Below are 19,695 nucleotides of genomic sequence, written 5' to 3'. Positions count from 1 at the left end.
AGACATAGCCTCATTCATAGGCTGTCCAGCGTTTCAATCAAATCGTAAGCTCGGTCGAAATCTATCTTTCCTGTTAGTCGATACACTTTTACATTCGCTAATTCATCACAATAATGCGCCACCGAATCAATGGCGTTTAAATCCGCAAATAAACCTTTGGTGTCTTGATAAAAAGGCCCTGGACGTTTCCGCAAGCCTTCAATCACATCTCCCTGTTTCGACAAATCAACAAGCTCTATTTGTGTTGGCTCTGAGCTATTTAGCGACCAGTCCAACATAATCAAACGTGTTAAATTACCCGCTAGTTGCACTCGGTTTGGACCGTAATCGTCTTCGATTTGAACGTCGTATTTTTCTTCCAGAGACCACAATTCGCTTTGTGGTAATTCACGTAACGCCTGCTGGCGAGCTTCTGGTAAAATGTGACGCAGTCGATCGGAGTGCAGCAGAGTGCCGGGATTAACCCGAGGTAACTTAGCTAAGCCTATTGTTTGCGTTCCCTGTTTTGTTTTTTTCAACAGGATACGATCGTTGGTCAAAAAATCACGTTCTGACTTTTCCAAGCAACGCAGCATCAAGGTAGATTTACCACCGCCCGAGCCAGCGGCAATCGCGGTAACCTCACCGTTCACACTAAAGCCTGATGCATGACCCAAGGTAAAACCTTGGCGCAAATGATGGTTAAGAAACTGGTTATTAATGAAATTTATGATTTGCGCCAGATTACCCGCACAAGGGCCAACGGCGACCGTATTATCAGGACGTTGTAAAAAGGCCATTCCAGTTTTGAATTTCTTAATCCAGCGTCCACCTTCGACATCCAAAAAGCCTTCTTTACGACCTTGCTTACCTTCTTCCCTTGGCACTTCTAGCCAATCAAGTTCATCGCCAACCGCACTTTGTTCAATCACAAACAAATTCAGCGATGAAGTGGCTATTGAACCCACTTTTACATAGCTTCGGTAGTAAGTAGCCAACCCAGCAAGCAACATGGCTTCGTTGGAATGCACTGTGATCGCTAAATCAGCAAACGTCAGCCGAACATCATGAATACAATGTTTTAACGCTTCATCAACATGAGGCAAATTTAATAATGTTTTAATCATGCTTTTGTATCCCCTTTCAAAACACATTCCTTTAATACATAGTCCGCGTACACTTTAGCGGCATCGACGCCACAACCTTCTAATGCGCCTTTAAAGCCACCAAACGCCGAGACCTCAAACACCACTGGGCCTTGATCCGTTAACGCGATGTCCACTGTGGTGAAGCTCAAGTCGTAGCAAGATTGCGCTCGACGACCTAATTCAATCAACTCCGCATCGGGCACAAATAACTCATAGCGCCCGCCACTGTTAATCGTCGTGTTCCAAGAATCACCATTGCCGACTCGTGCATAGGTACAAAGATAGTCACCACCAACAAACACCATACCCAAATCGCGGCCATCTAATTTCACGGTTTGTTGAATATAATAAATTGACTGATTTTGACGATACTCTTCCAACGCATGTCGAATAAAGTCATCACTGTCATCTTGCGTCAGAATAATCATGCCTCGCGCTTTGGTAGAATAAAGCGGTTTTAGAATCGCAGAACCAAACTCGCGTATCGTTAGAAATGCTTGTTCTGGATTTTCTGTGATGCGTGTTTTCGGCATCGGAATTTGGCCTTGCTGCAAGGCCAAGGTACCGCTTAAACGATTGATCAAATTGCCGACACTTTGGGTTGGACTGAACATTTTCACGCCAGCACGTTCCGCATAAGACAACATGTGAATACGGTCTTCTGTTGCTGGCGCATAAACCTCACTGATTTTTTTGATGATCAATCCATCTAGGGTCATTAGATCCAGACCTTGATACATCAGCTGTTGCGTATCTAAACGCAGCTCGACTTGATTCATATCGATCACAGCACGAAAACCTGTCTGCTCTTCTAAGTGATCCGCTAGCACTTCTGTAGACCATTTCCCTGGGATACCAATGACCCCGATTTTTGGTTTATTCAACATAAAGATCCTTGAGTGGTAAAGTAAATGTCTGGGTGTCTTCTGGCGATAACTTTGCTAAACGCTCTAATAAATACCGAGCGCGTAAGTGCATTCGAGATGCCAGTTTTTTATCAAAAATAAAACGTGTGGAAGTAGCGAAGGAACGCGCTAAACCAGCAGCCAAACGCACTTCAAATGTAGTATCTTGCTGGCGCTTCGCAAAGCGACGACCGAATTGATAAATCTCTTTTGCGCTTTCCATCATCTTTTGTCGGGTCACGCCGCTGAGTACCTGTAATCGATAAATCGACACCATAAGCACAGACAAATCCTGCACATAATCAAAGTAGGACGCACGATGTAAATCGATGAAGTACACGCGTTTTTCTATGTCATCATAAATCAGATTATCAACATTAAAGTCTCCATGCATTAGCACAGAAAAGGGCGCTCGCCATTGGGCTTCTTGTTTCGATACTGTACGAATCAACGAATCAAAGCTCGGACTCACGTACCCACAAATACGCTCTTCATCTTTGAAAAATTCTGGGTGAACTTTACGACTATCGCCAATGCGTTTTTGCAATTGCTGCATAAAATTCGCGGTACAAGACTCTTCCGTTAAAGTGGTTTTCCACGTTTGATTCAGCGTTTTAAACAGCATTTTAAGGGCCGTTTTTACACCGTCTTGATCACCCTCTAACAACAAAGCTTCTAAGGTTTTCCCTGGAATGTGTTCAATCAATAAAGAAGACTGTTCGTCTGTCATCCCTGTTTGCGATAACACGCTTGGCGCAAGCCTTGGATCAATGTCACGCCAATGGTTTACACCTGCCACTTCTTCTTCGATCTTGGCTCGGTCGCCTTCTTTATAGACCGCTAGAATCCCTTTGCCAGATTCGTTTTTATGGGAAATAGCGGCAATGGCGCTGCCAGATCGAGTTAACGCTAAACGCCTGACTTTTAAATCCCTTAAGTCATAATTCAGGTTAGCAGCGCTGTCCAATAAATGAGAGTAATTTTGCAATGTCGCAACTTGACCAAGATCTGCTTTGATTAGTGCTTCGGCCACCACACTTAATTGTTCGATCAGTCGTTTTAAACTCAGGTTGCTCAGAATCGTCGCTCTAAGTTCTTCATCACTCAAAGTCAGTTTCGCTTGCAGTGTCAACGTTTGCAGATCGTTATATTGGGAAAGTAATTTATGAGTGCGACGTCCCAGTTTGATTCCTGTACGACGACGATTTTCACCCACTCCGACTTTTACGAGGTTCAAAGCACGAGCGATACGCTTTATCAGCTTGCGACAGTCTTGGCTTGCGGGATGCTCATAAGGTGCCTCTAACGTGCCTTCTCGAATGCAATCAAAACAATGCTGTGTAAGCATTTCCAACGCGATCACAAGAGAATGCATACCGCGAACTTGAGCATGAAATTTGGTTCGAGATTTTCGATTGTCTAATAAACGCGCCGTTTCAATATCTACTTTTTCACGCAACGTTTGTACATAACCTCTACGACCACGAATCCGTGGCAGTAGCTCAGTTGAGTTCGATTTAAAGAACAACTCGACAAGGTGACAGTGTGTTTCAACTTCATTCAAGAGAAAGTACACATGCTCTTGAAGCGTTGATAAAGAAGGAGCTGAAGGCATATCATCTTTCACATCAATAGAGTGTCTTTTACTATACATAAGCAAAACAACATCTAAGTGACAGTTCTGTGACGGTTAGATGACAGTGAAAAGTCAGGTATCCTATAAGAACTCATAGCAATGGATTAAACATGACGTTGTTATGCACTTATTATCAGAATACAAGGTACTATCAATCAGTAAACAGCTCATAGACGCACACTATTAGGGTTAAGGACGCTAAAAAATGACGATTGATTTTAAAAACAAAATTCGCCCGCACCGTTCATTCAACAGACCAAACCTTGATGAATACAATCAAGATCTTTCAATTTTTGAAAGTGATCGTGGTCGTATTATTAACTCTGCTGCCATTCGTCGTTTACAGCAAAAAACCCAAGTTTTTTCCCTAGAACGTAACGCGGCTGTTCGCAGTCGTTTAACACATTCTATGGAAGTTCAACAAGTTGGTCGTTTTATCAGTCAGCAAATTTTCAAAAGTTTAGGCAAAGCCAAACAAGATGAATTCGGACTCACCAACTTAGATCGTCAATTTGAATCTATCGTCGAAATGTCCTGCTTAATGCATGATGTAGGCAACCCATCTTTTGGTCATTTTGGTGAAGGTGCGATTAACCAATGGTTTGGCGATTACATCCAAGCCTTTGTAAAAAGAAAAGACATCGCTGACGATGCAATTAGCCTCAAACCGCTCATAACTGACATTTGCGCTTTTGAAGGCAATGCCCAAGCCTTACGTATTGTACATTCCTTGCAAACGCTCAACCTTACTTACACGCAAATGTCAGGCATCATCAAATACACTCGTCGAGCAGATCAAGCAAAACCGACAGAGAAAGAAAATGACTCGAAAAGCTATCTAAAGAAAAAAGCAGGCTATTACCTAAGCGAAGTCGACATCATTGATGCTGTTAATAAAACGTTAAATATTCAAGAAGGTTGCCGCTCACCATTCGCTTACGTTATGGAAGCCGCTGACGATATTTCCTACTGCATTGCCGACATAGAAGACGCTGTAGAAAAAGGCATTTTGAAATTTGATGAATTACTGATTAGGCTCAAAGAGGAATATCAAACCATTATCAATAACGGCAAGTTTTCAGTGTATGAAAATGAAATCAGCCTGATGGAACAACTGATTGCAAACAACTTATATCGTTACAACAAAACCAAAATCGTCAGTGATTTCTTTGTACCTTTTCGTGTCGCCCTCAATACTCGCTCCGTCAAACACGCCAGTAAACAATTTATCGACAACATCGACGCTATTTATCACGGCACTTATAATCAAGCATTGGTAGAAGATTACAGTAGTAGCCATGCGTTACTTGAAACCCTAAAATCTGTCGCTTTTAAACATGTTTTTTGTGCACCAGAAGTTCAGAAACAAGAGCTGCAAGGCTATCGCATTATCGCAGGGTTATTAGACATTTATAAACCCTTACTCGATTTAGACAGAGAAACGTTTACCGCCATCATTAACAAAGCAGATCAAACACCGCTCTACCAAACACGCCTATGTAACAAGTTATCCAGCAAACACCTTCGTGCTTATCAAGATGCGATAAAACCAGAAACGCTTAAGGAATTTAAATCTCACTTCACTACCGATGAGAATCTGAGAATCATCAGTGACAACGCATGGGAATTCTATTTCCGCTGCCGATTAATTCAAGATTACATCAGCGGCATGACGGACCAATTCGCCTACGACGAATACCGCGCTTTGCACGTCATTGAGAATTAAAAAGTTAAAAATTAGGAGGGCAATGTGACTGACTCAAAGAAACGCTGCGCATGGGCGGATTCCGCGCCTGATTTCCCTCATTACCATGATCATGAATGGGGGTTTCCGGTTGCTGATGATCAGCGTTTGTTTGAAAAGCTCTGTCTCGAAACCTTCCAATCAGGCTTGAGCTGGCGAACCATACTCGCAAAACGAGAAAACTTCCGTCTTGCTTTTCACCAGTTTGATATCAACAAAGTGGCTCAGTTCGATGAACATGATATAGAGGAATTACTCAATAACGCAGGAATTATCCGTAATATACGAAAGATTTACGCAGTAATAAATAACGCCAAACGTGCACAAGAAATGATTGCCAAAGAAGGCTCACTTGCGGCGTTTTTATGGCGTTACGAACCAGACGAAAACACCTTGCCACCGCCAGAAACACAAACCACCTGCAAAGAGTCTGTCCAGCTTTCTAAAGACCTCAAAAAGCTCGGTTGGTCATTCGTCGGTCCAACGACACTCTACGCCTTCATGCAATCTATGGGGCTCATCAACGACCACGCCGAACACTGCTTCATGCGAGAAGAAATAGACAAAGCAAGGAAAGCGTTTGAGAGGCCTTAGGTACATCCATATAGTTCGAACATAAATTGAAAACAAAATGCATTGTAATCAGAGAAAGAGACTGTGATTCAAACAGTTTTCAATACGGAGATCCAACCAAAACGCAAAGCGACATTCTAAAAAGAGAGTTGCGGTGTTTTGGCTTGGTTGAACCGGCCGTCCTTAGCTTTTGGATGGAAGCAAATTAATTTGATAATGCCAAAATCGCATTGGCTCTTAACAACAATAAAGATGAGGCATTGTCTTCTGTTTCAACAAGTTCATTCGCTTGTTGTAATTCGTTCAATAATGTTTGTGTGAGGAACTCGACCTTTTCTGGCGTGAATGAAACAAGTAACCAGCGATATAAACGACAAAATAGAATATGCGTTGTATCTCTCATTAAGTCGTGACGAATTTTTTCTCGAATAAGATAGTTGTATCGATAACAGACATTCCAGTAAGTATTAACAGAAAAGTCTTCAACAAGTATTTTGCTCATATGCAACAAGGCGGCAAGTTCAATACGGTCGTCTGCATTTATCGAGGTAGGTGATAGATTGGCCATCATGGTCAGTGTTTTCACTAAAATATTTTGATCGTCTTTAAAGCTCACTCTGTCCGTTGGGATAATGAGTGTACCAATACCAGATTTTGTTTCCACAAAACGTTCCAATGCTAATCGATGTAACACTTGACGAATAGGCGTTCGACTTACTTCAAATTCTTTAGCGAGTTTTTCTTCATACAATGCTTGTCCGTCAGCATACTCACCAACACAAATGCGTTTTCGTACTTCATTGCATATGTGTTCAAGTCTATGAATATTCGTTGTTTTAGTCATATGTTGCCTTTGTGTCATTAAATATAGAATCGCCTGATACTATGCTTTTCTGTGTAAGCGCTAAAAATAACGTAAACGTTACAATATAAACAATCCATGATTTTTAATTAAGAGAAGGTTGCGGATGTCATATAAATGACATATAAAAGTGATACCAATATAACCTGTATACAAGTATATAGGTTGATCAATTAAATGCATTCTCTGGAAAAATTTATGTTACGCCTGTCTGAAAAACGAACGAGAACCTTACTGTATCAAGGCTTGTTGATTGCATTTATTCTCATGTTTTTTTATATCGCCTGTGTGAATGTTAATAATAACCTTGCTGCGGCAGGTATTCATATTGATTATGGCTTTTTATTCAGTGAGTCAGGTTTTGATGTCAATGAAAGTCTCATTGAATACAGTTCTGAAAGTAGCTACATACGAGCGCTGTTCGTTGGTTTTCTAAACACTATATTGCTGTCTTTTGTTTGTATTGTTGGAGCGACGTTATTAGGTGTTGCGTTTGGCGTGCTTCGAGCGAGTCAAAATTGGTTAGGCAGTTCCATTTCCTTTCTCTACATCGAGTTAATGCGCAACCTTCCTAAGCTATTAATACTACTAACTTTATACATTCTCAGTATTAATAGTTTACCTCATGTGAGAGAAGCTTATCAGTTCTTTGGTGTTTTCCACCTATCGAATCGAGCGCTGTATTTTCCTACTTTAATTTGGCAGGAACATATGATTACGGTGTTTTTAACTTGTGTTGCTGCCTTGATTGTTGTGTATATTTATCGTCGATACGTTAATCATTTTAAAGACAAAACAGGACAGGATTTACCGTTTTTATGGCCATCTTTCTTGTTCGTTGGTTTTGTTTTTTTTCTCGTTTCGATGATTTTAGGTGTTAACTATTCTTTTGATTTTCCTGCTCTTCAGGGATTTAACTTTGCTGGAGGAGGAGAAGTTTCTGTTCAGTTCTTCGTCTTAGCTTTTACTTTGAGTATCTATCATGGTGGGCAAATTGCTGAGTTGGTTCGCGGCGGTATTCAGTCCATATCGAAAGGGCAGGAAGAAGCCGCCCGAGCCATTGGTTTATCTTATTTGCAAACCATGCGTTTGGTCGTGTTACCACAAGCCTTGAGGGTCATAATTCCTCCAATTGGTAATCAATATCTCAATATCACAAAGAACACATCGATTGGTTTAGCGGTTGGTTTTTCAGATTTGGTTTCTGTGATGAACACGTCAATCAATCAAACCTTCCGACCTATTGAGCTAATGTCTGTTTCCACCTTGATCTATCTCGCTATTTGTCTTGTCGTCTCCGTTTTAATTAATGCTTACAACAACCACACGCGTTTGGAGAAAGCATGAAAACGGAAACTGACAATATCAACAATGAACTAATGCCAAGAACAACTGGAGTCGTGCATAACATGGTCAAACTTGCTAGAAATACTCGACGTTGGATTTATTTTCGCTTGTTTCGCACGCCTATCGATATCCTGATTACGTGTATTATTTCTGCGTTGCTACTTCAGTTTTTACCAAAAGTTTTGGCTTGGCTAACGTGGAACTCGGTGGCGTTTTGGGGCGATCCAAATTTATGTACAGAAGAAGGGGCTTGCTGGCCATTTCTGCGAGAAAAAATACGACTAATTTTATTTGGCACTTATCCCTTTAGTGAGCAATGGCGTCCAGCGCTTGCTTGTTTACTTCTAGTGGGTTTGGTTGGGTTGAGTTTTACACAGTTGTTGCGTTTACGATCGACAGTGATTGTTTGGACCATTGGGAGCGTGGCTTTCTTTGTATTAATGAGCGGTGGAAGCTTAGGTTTAGTGGAAGTGGATTCCATTCAATGGAATGGCTTACCTGTACTCTTGATGTTGTCGATTTTTAGTGTGATTGGTGCCTTTCCTATTGGCATATTGTTAGCGCTAGGGCGTTTTCAAAAAGAAGACCCTGTACTGAGATCTATCGCCGTCGGCTACATCGAGATTGTGCGTGGTGTGCCTATGGTAATGGTGTTGTTTATGGGGCTTTTTATCCTTCCTCTTATGCTGCCTGAAAGCATGAATTTGAATTCCCTTTATACCACGCTCATCGTGCTTGTTTTCTTCCATGCTGCGTATTTTGCAGAAGAGATTCGAGGTGGTTTACAAGCTTTACCAAAAGGGCAATATGAGGCAGCAAAGTCACAAGGACTGACTTATTGGCAGAGTATGCGGTTCATTATTCTTCCTCAAGCGTTGAAGTGTTCTATGCCTGGCAATATGAATACATTATTGGGCGCTTATAAAGATACGTCTTTGGTGGTTATTTTAGGAATACACGACATTATGGCGACCGCCAAGATGGCTTACAGCGAACCCCAATGGCAACAGTACGGTGTCGAAGCCTATTTGTTGGTCGCGCTTTGGTATTTTTGTACTTGCCTATGCCTTTCAACGTACAGCAGGAAATTGGAAACCACAGAGTCTAAAGCAGCAAAGTAATCCTTTATTTAACGAATGTATTAAATCAACTAGGAGCGTTCAAAATGAAAAGTACAGCAAAATTATTTGCGGTTGCAACCGCACTCACGATAACAGCGAGTCAAGTTCAAGCGGGTGCTGTGATGGATGACGTTAAAGCAAATGATGAAGTCATTTGTTTGGTAAATCCTAACTCTCCGGGCTTTTCCGTACCAGACAGCCAAGGTGTATTCCAAGGGTTTAATACCGAATTTTGTCGTATGACGGCGGCGGCTATTTTGGGGGATGCAGACAAAGCCAGTATTCGTGGTATTGGTTTTTCTGACAGTATGAAAACCATTGTTGCGCAAAAAGCACACATGGCTTCTCGCAGTATCACACGAACTGGCACACGTGATGCGAATCCTGGTATGAGCTTTGTCGTGACGACTTTCTACGATGGCCAAGGTTTTATGGTACCGAAAAAACTTGGTGTGAAAAACGCAAGTGAATTAAGCGGAGCGACGGTTTGTGCTGAAGAAGGCTCGACTACTTTATTGAATATTGCGGATTGGTTCACTGACAACGATATGCAATATAAAGTCGAAAACATCAATGATAAAAGCGCTCGTATGCAGGCGTTTTTCTCTGGGAAATGTGATGTGTTGGCGAGCGATTTAACCGCATTAGCATCGGATCGTCAGTTAGCCAAAACGCCAAGCGATTATGTGTTGTTACCTAACATCATTTCTAACGAACCTTTAACATTGGTGGCGCGTCCTGATACTGCATTTGAAACGGCTATTTTCTGGTCATTCCAAGTGATGCTAAACGCAGAGCGTTTGGGTGTGACGTCAGAAAATATCGATCAAGTGGTTGCTGATTTAGATAACCAACCTAAAGCCGTACAACGTTTGCTTGGTAGTGATTCTGCTGCCGGTGAAATGGCAACGGCTCTAGGATTAGTTGATGACTGGAGCTACCAGATCATCAAACAAGTGGGCAACTATGGCGAAGTTTACGACAAACATTTAGGTTCACAAACCGCATTGGACATCACTCGTGATGGTACATTTAATGCGTTAGTGAGCAATGGTGGCTTGTTGTATCCTCATCCTATTCGTTAATTCGAATAAAAGGTGAATAAAGCTGTGTGATCGATCTATTGAAACATCACACAGCTTTTTCCGTTTTAATACTCTATCAATCCGTTTTTGATCGCGAGATAAGCATGGCATTTTTCTCATACGAAATAGACATTGAACAACCAACACGTTGGACGCTTGTTGACATGCCTGACAAGAAAAAAGGTCGTCTTGCTCTTATGGGCTTTCCGGGCTTATTAATCGGTGGTGATAGCCATAGTTTCATCGACCCTGATTGGTTAAGTCGTACCTTTAACAAGCTGTATGAAAATAATTGCCGTCGGTTTTATACCTTCGCGCATCCTGATGACTTACCTGAAAATGCTTACGAACAGGCGCAGCAAGCGGCTATGGCGGCAGGTATTCACTTTCAAAGTTTGCCTATTCATGACTTCGGCATTCCAAGCCTTTCAATTGCCAGCGAATGGCAAGTAAGTGTGCCTGAATTATTGTCTGCGTTGAATCGAGGCGAGTCGATTGCGTTGAGCTGCTTATCTGGTATTGGTCGTACAGGAATGATGGCGGCGGATTTATTAACCTACATGGGCATGAATTCAACAGAAGCGATTCAATGGATTCGTCAATCAAAACCTGAAGCCATTGAATCCACAGATCAAGAAAACTGGGTTGGGTCAAAAACGCCATAAAACCGTTTGGAAGGAAAAAATTGTTATGACAAAGCGTGAGAATGTAGAGATTCCAGCGGCTGAATTAATAGATATGAATAAATGGTATGGACAATTCCATGCCTTAAAAAACATCAATTTGTCCGTAAAGCCAGGTGAGAGAGTGGTGATTTGTGGCCCTTCTGGTTCGGGTAAATCAACGCTGATTCGTTGCTTAAACCGTTTGGAAGAACATCAAAGCGGACAGATTATCGTTGACGGTATTGAGTTAAACGACAACTTAAAAAACATCAACCAAGTGCGTCAAGAAGTAGGGATGGTGTTTCAACACTTTAACTTATACCCACACCTTACTGTGCTTGAAAACTGCATGCTGGCTCCTATGCATGTCAGAAAACAACCGAAAAATGTGGCGATGGAAAATGCGATGGCCTTTCTTGAACGTGTCAAAATCAGCGAGCAAGCGCATAAATATCCATCGCAATTGTCTGGCGGTCAGCAGCAGCGCGTTGCTATTGCTCGTACCTTGAGCATGGGGCCAAAAACCATTTTGTTTGATGAACCGACGTCTGCTCTGGATCCAGAAATGATAAAAGAAGTATTGGACGTCATGGTGTCCCTTGTGGATGAAAACATCACCATGATTTGTGTCACCCATGAAATGGGCTTCGCCAAACGCGTTGCAGACAGAGTCATTTTTATGGACGCTGGTGAAATCATTGAAGAAGGCCCACCTGATACATTTTTCAATAATCCTAAATCTGCTAGAACTCAGCAATTCTTAAATCAAATTCTTGGTCATTAAATTATCAATATGCTATCCATTCTATTTATTTGCAGTGGCAATACCTGCCGCTCTCCAATGGCAGAAGCCGTTACAAAATCTTGGTTGAGTACAAACTTTAGAACACACGAGATGAAAGTGTCATCAGCAGGCACTCATGCAACCCCAAACAGCCCCGCTTCACCAGAAGCGGTGATTGCCTTAGCAAAACACAACATTCCTTATGAAGGGAAAAGTCAGCTTTTATCTGCAGAACTGCTAAAAGAACAGGATATTATTCTTGTTATGACAAAAGAACATCTGCGTCATACTCAGGAGCTGATCGCACAAAACAAAGTAGTTAAAAATCAGACTGTTTTAACACTGCATCCCGAACAGGACATTCCAGACCCATTAGGAAAAGGCCAACAACTTTATGATAAAATCGCCAACGAATTTATGGTATTGATACCATCACGGCTCCAACCCTATCTGACGGAAAGCGCTTAGCTAGTGGTTTTATTAACGAGAATATATTAAGGGCTTCATGATCATAGTATAATTTCTCTACGATAGTCTTTGACTTCAACACCTAAAAACTCACCCAAAAGAGCAGCATCGTGTATGAGCTGCTGTTCGTTATTGTGGTTTAAAATATTTATTCTTCGCCCATGCTCGGTTAGTAGGTTCAATTCAAAGCAAGCGTAATTTAAACCATGCTTGCGCATAATCATCTTGTTGTTTATCTGAAACGATACAATATGGTGCAGCTTAACATCACGATCTATATGGTTGTCGAAAATACCTAATCCTCGATTAAAACTGACACGCCTTAAAAAAGGTTGAATTAACATAATACCAAAAGCACCAATGGCGATACCGAAACCACCAACAAAAATGGAGAGGTCATATTTAGTTGAAACAATTAAAAGATAAGTCGCGAGGCTCACTAACCCACCCCCAACAACAATATAAACAGCACAGAACATCATGGCTGAAATGGTCGGTCTTAAATAAGCGATATCGCCTGTGATGATCACTTTATGTGACAAAAAACTAGGCCCGTCTTTAAGTAAGCTTCGAGTTAAATCGACAACACAAGATTCATTTTCGTTCATATCGCTCTCTATTAGGTAAATATCTTAATGACTCAGGAGTATTAAGATAAGACTAATACAAAAAAACCCACCGGAGTGGGTTTTTTTATAAAATGGGATTACTTAAACAACATTTATGCTGCGATTATTTCTCGTAAGTTTTGATCTCACCAGATTTAACGCGAGCAATAAACGATGCCAATTCTTTCTTAACAACCGGCATCAAGAAGTACAAGCCAATAATGTTAAAGATAGACATTGCAAACAGTGCGGCATCAGAGAAGTCGATCACGGCACCAAACTGAATAGTGGCACCAACAATAACAAAAACACAGAACAATGCTTTAAAGACCATCTCTGGAGTTTTACCTTCACCGAACAGGTAAGTCCATGATTTTAGACCATAATACGACCAAGAAATCATCGTTGAGAAAGCAAACATAACAACGGCGATTGCTAATAAGTATTTGAAAATTCCCGCCGTTTCAGTAAAGGAAGCCGCCGTTAAGGTAACACCGGTCAAACCACTGCCGTCATATGGACCAACGTTTAAGCCAGCAATCGTGATAACCAATGCTGTCATTGTACAAATAACCACAGTATCAACAAATGGCTCTAGTAGTGACACCAAACCCTCTGTAATAGGCTCTTTCGTTTTTACCGCTGAATGGGCAATCGCCGCAGAACCAACACCCGCTTCGTTCGAGAAAGTCGCGCGTTTCAAACCTTGAATCAAAGCACCAATAAAACCACCAGCAACACCAGCGCCAGTGAATGCACCAGCAAAGATAGCACCAAATGCAGCACCAACTTGTCCAATGTTACCGACAATAACAATAAGCGCCATACCGATATACAAAGCAGCCATCCAAGGCACAATCTTCTCGGTAACGGATGCAATAGAAGGCATACCACCCACGATAACGGAAAAGACCAATGCGGCTAATACAATACCAGTAATAAGGCCGTATTCACTTGGAACATCAAATGCGTAAGACAACATCGCATGGGCTTGGTTGGCTTGGAACATATTACCTGCGCCTAATGCTGCCAAAATACAGGTTACAGCAAAACCAACCGCTAGTACTTTACCTAACCCACCTAAACCTTTTTCTTTAAGACCTTGGCTTAAGTAATACATTGGGCCACCAGAAACCGCACCAGATGGTAAGATAGTTCGGTATTTAACACCCAAGGTACACTCACAGAATTTAGACGCCATGCCTAAAAGGCCACATAGAATCATCCAAAAGGTTGCACCTGGACCACCAATTGCCAGCGCCACACCAACACCTGCAATATTACCAAGACCAACGGTGCCGGAAAGCGCAGTCGTTAAGGCTTGGAAGTGAGACACTTCACCTTCTTCTTTCGAATTCGGGTCTGTGTATTTGCCTTTAACAATATCAATGGCCATACCTGCGCGTCTAAACTGCACAAAGCCAAAGTAAAGAGTGAAGATGAAAGCCGCTAACAATAACCAACCAACAATGATCGGAAAGCCAACCTCTCCAATTGGGACACTTTTAAAGATTAAACTAACAAACCAGCCAGTATAATCATTAAAAAAGCCATCAACGCTTTGACTGAAATTCGCAATTGTTTGCTTAAACGATCCGGCCTCTTCTGCAAAGGCGCTCGTACTAAAGGCTACTAAAAAGCCAATGAAAATATTTCGTATTTTTCTCATATTTGTTCCCTTGTATTTAATATTAAATATTTTGTCGTGCACTTCCATACATGTATTTTGATATTGATTTTTATACCAATCAGGTCACTTCTTAAGACTCTCATTAGCGTTTAAAAATCATAATAGCCAATTGAAAATTCGATATAGAATAGAAAACAATCAAACGATATATAGATTATTCTATATTCTTAAGATACCGATTCATGAAAGATCTATGCCAAATGTAGTATTATATTGTTTATCAATAAAATCATAAACTTACATTACATTAACAAGGTTGTGATGGCTTGTTCGCACCAATTTAGCCCAACCCTTTTTCTAATGTGCGCCTTTTTATATAAATAAGCAAATTCGGTGCACGCTCTCACTTACAGCAACATAAATGACTTTGTTTACAAAGCAACCTCTCACTTTAATAGAACAAAGAAACAAAACCTGAGGTTCTTTCACATCTTAAAAACATATTCATGTCGCACTCAAACTGTGCGAAAAATAACCATTGCATCGAAACATTTTCGGTCTTAACGTCGATTATTGCTGATCATGAAATGCACGATTAAGGGTTTATATTTTTCCTTTAATGATGGACAGTAATAAAAATAAGAATGGAATGCAGCGACAAGTATTATGTCAATTAAAGAAATAGCTACCCAGTTGGATTTGTCGGTATCGACCGTGTCACGAGCACTAAACGATTACCCAGATATTAGCCGAAGCACTAAGAAACGAGTTTGCAAAGAGGCTGAACGACAAGGTTACCAACTAAAAGGTGCGGACGCCGCTCACTGGGTGCAAACAAAGCGTGTGATCACGGCGATTGTTTCTAGCCAAGACACACAATATCTCGACCCCATTCTTTCGAAGGTGTTGGCCGGAGCTCGACAGGCATTACAAGCAGAAGGTTATTTACTGCAAGTGGTGGCTATTGATACTGGTAAACAAGAGTTAAGCGAATTTGAACGCTTTATTAAAGCAGGCGATCAAGACGGCTTTCTACTCCTTCGCACTCGGGCTAACGACCCGAAAGTCCATCGATTACTCAAACTCAACGTGCCTTTCGTGTGTTACGGACGGACAGAACGAGCGACTCAATTTGCTTGGCTCGATTTAGATAATTACCAAGTGGGTCATTTGAGCCTGACGCACCTTTATGAACAAGGCCATCGCCATATCGGCATCGTGTCAGTCAATGAGCGATATTTTTTCGCCCAAGAAAGAAAGCGCGGCATTCAAGACGCCGCTAAAGAACTTGGACTGGAACTCAGTACCGAACACTGTTTAGAAGTCGGCTTTGACGAAGAGGATACTTACCTCGCGTGTGCCGAATTTTTACTGCTGCACCCAGACATTACCGCACTAATTTGCTTAACCAGCACCAGTGCACGCAGCGCCGCTTTAGCGGTCATGCGGTTAAGCCATAGTAGGCAAAATAATGCAGATCATAAAATAAGTGTGATCGGTTGTGACACGCCAATGGATGAGCTCACGGCCACTATGGGAATCACCAGTATTCAACAAGCACCACCAGCGCAAATAGGTGAACAGCTTGCCAAGATGATGATGTTACGTATCAAGGGAACAGCGGTGAAGGACTTACAAGTCATTTTAGCACCGGGAGTAGTAACAAACGGATTTTCTAATTCGTTAAAAGCACGCTAGAAAAATGTAATGAAAACTTTGGAATAGAATTTTTCTAATAACACTTTCTAATAACAATAAAGTAAGGAGAATCGATAATGAAAAAGCCTCTGATCCTCGCCAGTGTAGTATTGGCAAATGGACTGCTTATGAATCAACTCGCCAATGCGGCGACGGTAGAATTCTGGACAGCACAAACCCAGTCAGATCGACTACAAACCATCGAGCTATTAGCCAGTACCTTTGAAGCGCTAAACGATGGCGTAACCGTAAAAGTCGTCGGTGTAGACGAAAACGAAATGGCAACTCAAATGGCCGCCGCAGTCGCCGCTGGCACCACACCACAATTGATTGAAGTGAATTCCGAAATCATCATGTCGTTGGGTGAAGAAGGTATTATTGATACCAAAGCCCATCAAGGCGTTGTTAATACCATTGGTGAAACACGCTTTCATAAAGGCGCACTCACCACTCTCACCTCGCCATCGAATGAATACTATGGCTTGCCTTATCACGGTTGGATTCAAGGTATTTGGTACCGTAAAGATTGGTTCGATGAAAAAGGTTTAGCAGAGCCTGATTCTTGGGAAAACATCGAAGCAGCGGCCAAAGCACTCACTGATAAAGCCAATAACCAATATGGCATTTTAGTCGGTACGAAACCTGACAGTTACACCGAGCAAGTCTTCACGCAATTAGCGTTATCGAACAACGCCGCCGAATTTGACGCCAAAGGTAATTTGATTTTCAACAGCGCCGAAACTCTTGAAACCATCGAATATTACAAAGAATTAGCCAAATACAATCCTCCGGGACCGCAGAACTGGCGCGCTCGTGACTATTACCTACAAGGTAAAATGGCGATGTTCTTCTACTCCACTTACATCATGGACGATTTGTCTTTAGCGGAAGTGGCAAAAGGTTCTTTATCTTCTGAGAACTTTGCGGAGTTAAGTGGCGGAACCTTTGATCCAAACCTTGTACAAAACACCGCATTCGCTCCGATTATTAACCATAAGAGCGCTGCCTCTTACGGTACGTTATCTGGCCTTGTGGCACTCAAAACAAAAAATTCAGCGGACAGTGAAGCCACCAAAGACTTTATCGAGTTTATGTACGATCCAGCCAGTTACATCACTTTTTTACACATGGCGCCGGGCGGTATGAATCCAATGCTAAAAGGCATCGCGGAAGATCCAGCATATTTAGACGATGCGAACGGTGTGTTCAAACTGTATGGCGCAGAGAAAATGACACAAATCGTTTCTGGTTTTGACGATATTCGCTCTTTCTCGGTTGTAAAAGGCAAAACATTCCCCGCTTCTGGCGCTATCTTCGCGAAATCGGTCATTCCTCGCATGATCTATGACGTAACGATTGAAGGCAAAGATCCACAGAAAGCATTAGATGATGCCGAAGCAGAAATGAAAACCATCATTGCTCAATAACACGGTTCTGAGCTTAGGTTTACACAGTCAAATCTAAGCTCATCACACTTGTTAGCTATCGTAGAGTCAAGAAACAGAAGACTAAACCGATAATTGCAAAAGGAAACAACATGGCTTCCTCCATACTCATCAAGAACGAAGCAAGACTCGGCCTCAAGTTGGTTGCCCCAGCGATTGGCATTATCGGCTTGTTGGTGATTTATCCCATTTTTTTCAACGTCTATTTGAGTTTTTTTGACGTACAACTTAATGGCTCAAAAACCTTCATCGGCTTAGACAATTACAGTGATCTGTTGGCTAATCCTCGTTATTACCACTCCATTGGCGTGTCTATTATTTATTTGCTAGGCACCGTTATAGGAACAACGGTTTTAGGTTTGGCTGCCGCCGTATTGATGAATCAAGAGTTTCACTTTCGCAACATCGCTCGTGGGTTGATCTTGCTACCTTACTTTGCCCCTGTGATCAGTGTGGTATTTGGTTGGCAGTTTATTTTTGATCCAGTGAATGGCATTTATAACCACGTTGTTGTGGATGTATTACACCTAACAGACACCCGAGAAAATCTGATTGGTAATCCTGATTCTGCTCTGTTTGTCGTGATCTTATTCGATATTTGGAAGCACTTTCCGATTGCGTATTTATTGTTGCTCGCCAAGTTGCAAAGTGTGCCAAAAGACTTGTACGAAGCGGCTGCAATTGACGGTCAAAATGCGTGGGGACGTTTCTGGCATGTGACGCTACCTGAGCTCAAATTCGTCATTGCGACCGTCGTATTATTGCGCATTATCTGGAACCTTAACCGTTTTGAAGATGTGTATTTGCTCGCACCAAACGTAGAGACTTTACCGATTTTCACTTATTACCAAGCCTTTGCGGGCATCGTCGATCAAGGTGGCGCAGCGGCCATTTCGGTGATTCAGTTATTGGTATTGGTTGGTTTAATTTGGTTGTACGTTCGCAAGGTACTCAAATGGTAAATCTTATCAATGATAGACCTTCTGTGTGCCACTCAAAGAATAGGTAAACAATGATGATGAATAAACGAACGCCCATTCAATCTGTGATTTTATACACCCTGGTGATCTCCTTGGTGCTGTTTTGTGTTTTTCCTTTTTTGCAGATTCTTTCTACCTCGTTGAAACACCCGATTGATTGGGGAAACCCTTCTCTCATTCCTCGCGTGTTGCACTTGGATGCTTACAAGGAATTGCTTGGTTTGATGCCAGCAAAAGAAATCGACGTACCAGCCAGCGTACAACGCTTATTAGATAACCCAGCGTTATCTGCCGAGAAGAAGCAAATGCTGTTGGATAAGTTCACGTCTAATGACGAAGTCTTCGCCTTTGGTCGCTACATGCTAAATACCTTCACCATTTCCTTTGTGACAGGCATTGTTTCGACTTTCCTTGCGTCGTTAGCGGCTTATGCCATTGCGCGTTTGCGTTTTCCTGCTCAGTCACTCATGGCAAACGGCGTCTTGTTTGTTTATATGGTCGGCGGTGTTTTATTAATGGTGCCGCTCTACCAAATGAGCGTCACAGTCGGTTTAGCGTCTAGCGCCAGCGGCACGATATTGAGTCTGTTTTTGATCTATTTGATTCAAACTCTGCCCGTCGCCATGTACATGCTGGGTAACTACTTCCGCACGATTCCTTTCTCGTTGGAAGAAGCCGCTATGATGGACGGCTGCTCAAGAGTCGAAGCCTTTTGGCGCATCATTCTGCCGCTATCAAAACCCATGCTGTTTACCGTGTTTATCTATTGTTTTGTGATCGCGTGGAACGAGTATTTATTCGCGTCTGTATTCCTCAAACAATACCAAGATTTCCAAACCTTGCCGTTGGCATTGCAAACCTTGTTTACCTCAAAAAACGCCATCTGGGATCGCATTATGGCCGCGTCTATGTTGACGCTATTACCTGTGATCATTTGTTTCATGCTAGCCAATAAACACCTTTCAGGTGGTCTTACTGACGGCGGCGTTAAAGGTTAAATTTTAGAAGGAATACTGT

At 41.9% G+C, this 19,695-nt stretch carries 18 protein-coding genes; 12 read left to right on the top strand and 6 right to left on the bottom strand.

The genetic code is table 11. From position 1 onward, the window contains the following. Nucleotides 1-14 precede the first annotated feature (14 nt). The 3 genes from MUS1_RS01275 to MUS1_RS01265 are packed head-to-tail and all read right to left on the bottom strand — an operon-like array spanning nucleotide 15 to nucleotide 3,686. Nucleotides 15-1,106, bottom strand: coding sequence for an HprK-related kinase B (locus MUS1_RS01275; RefSeq protein WP_036157989.1), 1,092 nt, complete (start codon nucleotides 1,104-1,106; stop codon nucleotides 15-17). Next, nucleotides 1,103-2,014, bottom strand: coding sequence for a GAK system ATP-grasp enzyme (locus MUS1_RS01270; protein WP_245595705.1), 912 nt, complete (start codon nucleotides 2,012-2,014; stop codon nucleotides 1,103-1,105). The genes MUS1_RS01275 and MUS1_RS01270 overlap by 4 nt, the downstream gene beginning before the upstream one ends. Next, nucleotides 2,004-3,686, bottom strand: a complete 1,683-nt coding sequence (locus MUS1_RS01265; RefSeq protein WP_245595704.1) for an ecdysteroid 22-kinase family protein — start codon at nucleotides 3,684-3,686, stop codon at nucleotides 2,004-2,006. Before MUS1_RS01265 ends, MUS1_RS01270 begins: the two co-directional genes overlap by 11 nt. A gap of 187 nt (nucleotides 3,687-3,873) precedes the next feature. On the opposite strand from MUS1_RS01265, the gene dgt reads away from it, so the two are divergent. Together dgt and MUS1_RS01255 are read left to right on the top strand one after the other, a co-directional pair. Continuing rightward, nucleotides 3,874-5,394, top strand: coding sequence for a dGTPase (dgt, locus tag MUS1_RS01260; RefSeq protein WP_036157986.1), 1,521 nt, complete (start codon nucleotides 3,874-3,876; stop codon nucleotides 5,392-5,394). A 24-nt stretch (nucleotides 5,395-5,418) separates the two neighbouring features. Beyond that, complete coding sequence (locus MUS1_RS01255) at nucleotides 5,419-6,006, top strand: DNA-3-methyladenine glycosylase I (RefSeq protein ID WP_036157982.1); 588 nt, start codon at nucleotides 5,419-5,421, stop codon at nucleotides 6,004-6,006. Between the two features lie 184 nt (nucleotides 6,007-6,190). On the opposite strand, the gene MUS1_RS15615 is transcribed toward MUS1_RS01255, so the two are convergent. Then, nucleotides 6,191-6,829: a GntR family transcriptional regulator gene (locus MUS1_RS15615; protein ID WP_051436037.1), complete on the bottom strand. Its 639-nt coding sequence runs from the start codon at nucleotides 6,827-6,829 to the stop codon at nucleotides 6,191-6,193. A gap of 216 nt (nucleotides 6,830-7,045) precedes the next feature. Between MUS1_RS15615 and MUS1_RS01245 the strand changes: the two genes are divergently transcribed. The 6 genes from MUS1_RS01245 (at nucleotide 7,046) to MUS1_RS15605 (ending at nucleotide 12,317) form a co-directional block, all read left to right on the top strand. Then, complete coding sequence (locus MUS1_RS01245; RefSeq protein ID WP_051436036.1) at nucleotides 7,046-8,194, top strand: amino acid ABC transporter permease; 1,149 nt, start codon at nucleotides 7,046-7,048, stop codon at nucleotides 8,192-8,194. After that, the gene (locus tag MUS1_RS01240; protein WP_036157979.1) at nucleotides 8,191-9,315 is read left to right on the top strand and encodes an amino acid ABC transporter permease; all 1,125 of its coding nucleotides are present in this window, start codon (nucleotides 8,191-8,193) and stop codon (nucleotides 9,313-9,315) included. The genes MUS1_RS01245 and MUS1_RS01240 overlap by 4 nt, the downstream gene beginning before the upstream one ends. A gap of 44 nt (nucleotides 9,316-9,359) precedes the next feature. Next, complete coding sequence (locus tag MUS1_RS01235) at nucleotides 9,360-10,400, top strand: type 2 periplasmic-binding domain-containing protein (protein ID WP_036157976.1); 1,041 nt, start codon at nucleotides 9,360-9,362, stop codon at nucleotides 10,398-10,400. 104 nt (nucleotides 10,401-10,504) lie between these two features. After that, nucleotides 10,505-11,065 (top strand): protein-tyrosine phosphatase family protein, encoded by a 561-nt coding sequence (locus MUS1_RS15610; RefSeq protein ID WP_156924844.1) that lies wholly within the window; start codon nucleotides 10,505-10,507, stop codon nucleotides 11,063-11,065. Between the two features lie 25 nt (nucleotides 11,066-11,090). Further along, the gene (locus tag MUS1_RS01225; protein WP_036157973.1) at nucleotides 11,091-11,849 is read left to right on the top strand and encodes an amino acid ABC transporter ATP-binding protein; all 759 of its coding nucleotides are present in this window, start codon (nucleotides 11,091-11,093) and stop codon (nucleotides 11,847-11,849) included. Between the two features lie 9 nt (nucleotides 11,850-11,858). After that, nucleotides 11,859-12,317 carry an arsenate reductase/protein-tyrosine-phosphatase family protein gene (locus tag MUS1_RS15605; protein ID WP_084035512.1) on the top strand — a complete coding sequence of 153 codons (459 nt, stop codon included), beginning with the start codon at nucleotides 11,859-11,861 and terminating at the stop codon, nucleotides 12,315-12,317. 41 nt (nucleotides 12,318-12,358) lie between these two features. Here MUS1_RS15605 and MUS1_RS01215 read toward each other — a convergent pair whose 3' ends face one another. Continuing rightward, nucleotides 12,359-12,925 (bottom strand): hypothetical protein, encoded by a 567-nt coding sequence (locus MUS1_RS01215; RefSeq protein ID WP_036157970.1) that lies wholly within the window; start codon nucleotides 12,923-12,925, stop codon nucleotides 12,359-12,361. Nucleotides 12,926-13,049: 124 nt separating this feature from the next. Further along, nucleotides 13,050-14,594, bottom strand: a complete 1,545-nt coding sequence (locus MUS1_RS01210; protein WP_036157969.1) for an alanine/glycine:cation symporter family protein — start codon at nucleotides 14,592-14,594, stop codon at nucleotides 13,050-13,052. A gap of 627 nt (nucleotides 14,595-15,221) precedes the next feature. Between MUS1_RS01210 and MUS1_RS01205 the strand changes: the two genes are divergently transcribed. The 4 genes from MUS1_RS01205 (at nucleotide 15,222) to MUS1_RS01190 (ending at nucleotide 19,676) form a co-directional block, all read left to right on the top strand. Next, the gene (locus MUS1_RS01205; RefSeq protein WP_036157966.1) at nucleotides 15,222-16,253 is read left to right on the top strand and encodes a LacI family DNA-binding transcriptional regulator; all 1,032 of its coding nucleotides are present in this window, start codon (nucleotides 15,222-15,224) and stop codon (nucleotides 16,251-16,253) included. Between the two features lie 77 nt (nucleotides 16,254-16,330). Next, nucleotides 16,331-17,680, top strand: a complete 1,350-nt coding sequence (locus MUS1_RS01200) for an ABC transporter substrate-binding protein (protein WP_036157963.1) — start codon at nucleotides 16,331-16,333, stop codon at nucleotides 17,678-17,680. A gap of 110 nt (nucleotides 17,681-17,790) precedes the next feature. After that, nucleotides 17,791-18,660: a carbohydrate ABC transporter permease gene (locus MUS1_RS01195; RefSeq protein ID WP_036157960.1), complete on the top strand. Its 870-nt coding sequence runs from the start codon at nucleotides 17,791-17,793 to the stop codon at nucleotides 18,658-18,660. Nucleotides 18,661-18,710: 50 nt separating this feature from the next. Further along, nucleotides 18,711-19,676 carry a carbohydrate ABC transporter permease gene (locus tag MUS1_RS01190; protein WP_245595703.1) on the top strand — a complete coding sequence of 322 codons (966 nt, stop codon included), beginning with the start codon at nucleotides 18,711-18,713 and terminating at the stop codon, nucleotides 19,674-19,676. Nucleotides 19,677-19,695: the final 19 nt, after the last annotated feature.

Source organism: Marinomonas ushuaiensis DSM 15871 (assembly GCF_000521805.1).
Taxonomy (GTDB): domain Bacteria; phylum Pseudomonadota; class Gammaproteobacteria; order Pseudomonadales; family Marinomonadaceae; genus Marinomonas; species Marinomonas ushuaiensis.
Note: the sequence above shows the minus strand (reverse complement) of the source record. Positions and strands in the feature narration are given on the sequence as shown.

Coding starts and splice junctions, on each gene's coding strand:
- MUS1_RS01205 (WP_036157966.1), top strand. CDS start 15,222: ATGTCAATTAAAGAAATAGCTACCCAGTTGGATTTGTCGGTATCGACC.
- MUS1_RS01270 (WP_245595705.1), bottom strand. CDS start 2,014: ATGTTGAATAAACCAAAAATCGGGGTCATTGGTATCCCAGGGAAATGG.
- MUS1_RS01200 (WP_036157963.1), top strand. CDS start 16,331: ATGAAAAAGCCTCTGATCCTCGCCAGTGTAGTATTGGCAAATGGACTG.
- MUS1_RS01240 (WP_036157979.1), top strand. CDS start 8,191: ATGAAAACGGAAACTGACAATATCAACAATGAACTAATGCCAAGAACA.
- MUS1_RS01195 (WP_036157960.1), top strand. CDS start 17,791: ATGGCTTCCTCCATACTCATCAAGAACGAAGCAAGACTCGGCCTCAAG.
- MUS1_RS15615 (WP_051436037.1), bottom strand. CDS start 6,829: ATGACTAAAACAACGAATATTCATAGACTTGAACACATATGCAATGAA.
- MUS1_RS01190 (WP_245595703.1), top strand. CDS start 18,711: ATGATGATGAATAAACGAACGCCCATTCAATCTGTGATTTTATACACC.
- MUS1_RS15605 (WP_084035512.1), top strand. CDS start 11,859: ATGCTATCCATTCTATTTATTTGCAGTGGCAATACCTGCCGCTCTCCA.
- MUS1_RS15610 (WP_156924844.1), top strand. CDS start 10,505: ATGGCATTTTTCTCATACGAAATAGACATTGAACAACCAACACGTTGG.
- MUS1_RS01225 (WP_036157973.1), top strand. CDS start 11,091: ATGACAAAGCGTGAGAATGTAGAGATTCCAGCGGCTGAATTAATAGAT.
- MUS1_RS01265 (WP_245595704.1), bottom strand. CDS start 3,686: ATGTATAGTAAAAGACACTCTATTGATGTGAAAGATGATATGCCTTCA.
- MUS1_RS01210 (WP_036157969.1), bottom strand. CDS start 14,594: ATGAGAAAAATACGAAATATTTTCATTGGCTTTTTAGTAGCCTTTAGT.
- MUS1_RS01275 (WP_036157989.1), bottom strand. CDS start 1,106: ATGATTAAAACATTATTAAATTTGCCTCATGTTGATGAAGCGTTAAAA.
- MUS1_RS01215 (WP_036157970.1), bottom strand. CDS start 12,925: ATGAACGAAAATGAATCTTGTGTTGTCGATTTAACTCGAAGCTTACTT.
- MUS1_RS01235 (WP_036157976.1), top strand. CDS start 9,360: ATGAAAAGTACAGCAAAATTATTTGCGGTTGCAACCGCACTCACGATA.
- dgt (WP_036157986.1), top strand. CDS start 3,874: ATGACGATTGATTTTAAAAACAAAATTCGCCCGCACCGTTCATTCAAC.
- MUS1_RS01245 (WP_051436036.1), top strand. CDS start 7,046: ATGTTACGCCTGTCTGAAAAACGAACGAGAACCTTACTGTATCAAGGC.